We start from the raw sequence: 1,831 nt of genomic DNA on the forward strand, positions 1-1,831 counted from the left end.
TGAAAACGGGGAACGGATAAAGCTGCCATCCGGCAGGTGGAAAAGCCACAAGGAGGATACGGTTGACTGGAACGACCAGAAGTATTGTGAAATCTGGCGGCATGAATGGGAGGTCATCCAGAAATATTCCGGTCATAAAGATAACGACCGAGATGCTACGAAAATATCTTGTAGAGTATCAAACGATAAATAATTGTGGAAAGGTAACTATTGATAATATTCGTAGAAGTCTTTCCACATTTTTTTCGTGGCTAGAGGAAGAGGATTATATTATAAGATACAACGCTCAGATATGCAATGGTTAATCAAAACAATGTGAAGCTATCGCATCGAAAATATATTTCATAGATTGACTTGTAACGCAAAAGACGTTACAATAAAAGAAAGATGGAGGTGTATTCTATGGGAAAAACAGCAACATTAAATATAAGAGTAAATCCAGATGTAAAAGAAAATGCAGAAAGTGTATTGGCACAATTAGGGATACCAATGGCTACTGCTATAGATATGTATTTAAAACAAATATCATTAGTAGGAGGAATTCCCTTTTCTATTGTATTACCAAAAGCAGCTAATTCAGTGAATGCAGATATGATGTCTGTTACACAGATTCATCAAAAGTTAGAAAAAGGATATGCCGATATAGAGAAAGGAAATGTTGAGGATGCAGCTAGTGCGTTTGTGGCATTTAGAGAGAGGCATTAATGAAGCAATATAAGGTAGAGATTACAAAAGAAGCTTTGCAGGATATGGAAGATATATACAATTATATTGCTATAGATGTGCTTGCTCCGGATAATGCAATGGGGCAATATAATCGCATTGCTGATGAAATACTTACATTAGACACTTTCCCGGAACGATTTAGGATTATGGATTCTGAGCCGGAAAAGAGAATGGAGTTGCGTAGAATGCTCGTCGATAATTATTCAGTGTTTTACACAATCCGTGACGAAAGGGTAATTGTAACGGATGTGTTATACACGGCATCTGATATAGAAGCACGTTTGAGAGGCGAGCTATAAAAGCACGCGTTTATTTGAAGTTGCTTATTGTATTGGGAAGGAGAATTGTATGGAAACTACTACCTTACAACGGCTAAAGGCAGCTGGATGGAAATGTGGACGTAAAATTGATATTTCTGCTTTCAAAAAGAGATATAGAGAAATTGGATTGGAGATGCCAGCAAATGTAGAAGCTTTTCTTGAGGAATTTGGATTGCTCCATATTGAGAATTTGAAATGGTTTAGAGATGTCGATTTCAATCCGTTGGAAGCTATTGGAATAAATTTAGATGCGGAATATTTTGAAAATTTGTTAGATGAGTATGATATTAATACAACAACTTATCCGTTGGGAATGTGTTGCACAAATGAGCTGTTTTTAGTGATGACCATCACGAATGAATTTTATTGTTTTACAAATGGATGCTGCGAACTGTGTGGAATTGGCGTAGAAGATATGTTGGATTGTCTGATTGGCGAATGCAGAATATCTAAAACGATTGAATAATTTCGTTCTTATGTCAAATGCAATCTAAACAGAAACAAAGCGACAAGTTTCAGTAAGCCGGTGTGTTTAACGGAGAGACGAATTTGAATTTTACGGCGAGGTGAATGATATGGAAAAATGGGGAATGTTTGAATTTAATACGCCTTATGTTGGAGAAATTATCGAGAAAATAAATGATGTGGTATTACCAAACGATTACATAGAATTTATGAAAAAACACAATGGTGGCCAAGGCGATATTGGTGAAACATGGCTTATATTATATCGGTTAGAAGAATTACAAGTATAGTGGTTCAGTTGTCAAGACAAAAATCCAAGC

The 1,831-nt window shown here is 36.2% G+C and carries 5 protein-coding genes and 1 pseudogene; all 6 read left to right on the top strand.

Annotated elements, in window-relative coordinates; genetic code table 11:
• Nucleotides 1–193 (top strand): hypothetical protein (locus DXA87_RS18575; protein WP_282433284.1); only part of this gene is annotated, 193 nt, incomplete at its 5' end.
• Nucleotides 141–278 (top strand): annotated as a pseudogene (locus DXA87_RS18580) (phage integrase N-terminal SAM-like domain-containing protein); the annotation flags it as partial. The gene DXA87_RS18575 and the pseudogene DXA87_RS18580, both read left to right, overlap by 53 nt.
• A gap of 124 nt (nucleotides 279–402) precedes the next feature.
• Nucleotides 403–705: a type II toxin-antitoxin system RelB/DinJ family antitoxin gene (locus DXA87_RS17540; RefSeq protein WP_015553867.1), complete on the top strand. Its 303-nt coding sequence runs from the start codon at nucleotides 403–405 to the stop codon at nucleotides 703–705.
• Nucleotides 705–1,025: a type II toxin-antitoxin system RelE/ParE family toxin gene (locus tag DXA87_RS17545; RefSeq protein WP_117505575.1), complete on the top strand. Its 321-nt coding sequence runs from the start codon at nucleotides 705–707 to the stop codon at nucleotides 1,023–1,025. Before DXA87_RS17540 ends, DXA87_RS17545 begins: the two co-directional genes overlap by 1 nt.
• A gap of 49 nt (nucleotides 1,026–1,074) precedes the next feature.
• On the top strand, nucleotides 1,075–1,512 hold the full coding sequence (locus tag DXA87_RS17550; RefSeq protein WP_015553869.1) for an SUKH-3 domain-containing protein: 438 nt from the start codon (nucleotides 1,075–1,077) through the stop codon (nucleotides 1,510–1,512).
• A 109-nt stretch (nucleotides 1,513–1,621) separates the two neighbouring features.
• Nucleotides 1,622–1,801 carry an SMI1/KNR4 family protein gene (locus DXA87_RS17555; RefSeq protein WP_242998139.1) on the top strand — a complete coding sequence of 60 codons (180 nt, stop codon included), beginning with the start codon at nucleotides 1,622–1,624 and terminating at the stop codon, nucleotides 1,799–1,801.
• The last annotated feature ends 30 nt before the right edge of the window (nucleotides 1,802–1,831 follow it).

This window comes from Desulfotomaculum sp. OF05-3 (assembly GCF_003435535.1).
Taxonomy (GTDB): domain Bacteria; phylum Bacillota; class Clostridia; order Lachnospirales; family Lachnospiraceae; genus Pilosibacter; species Pilosibacter fragilis.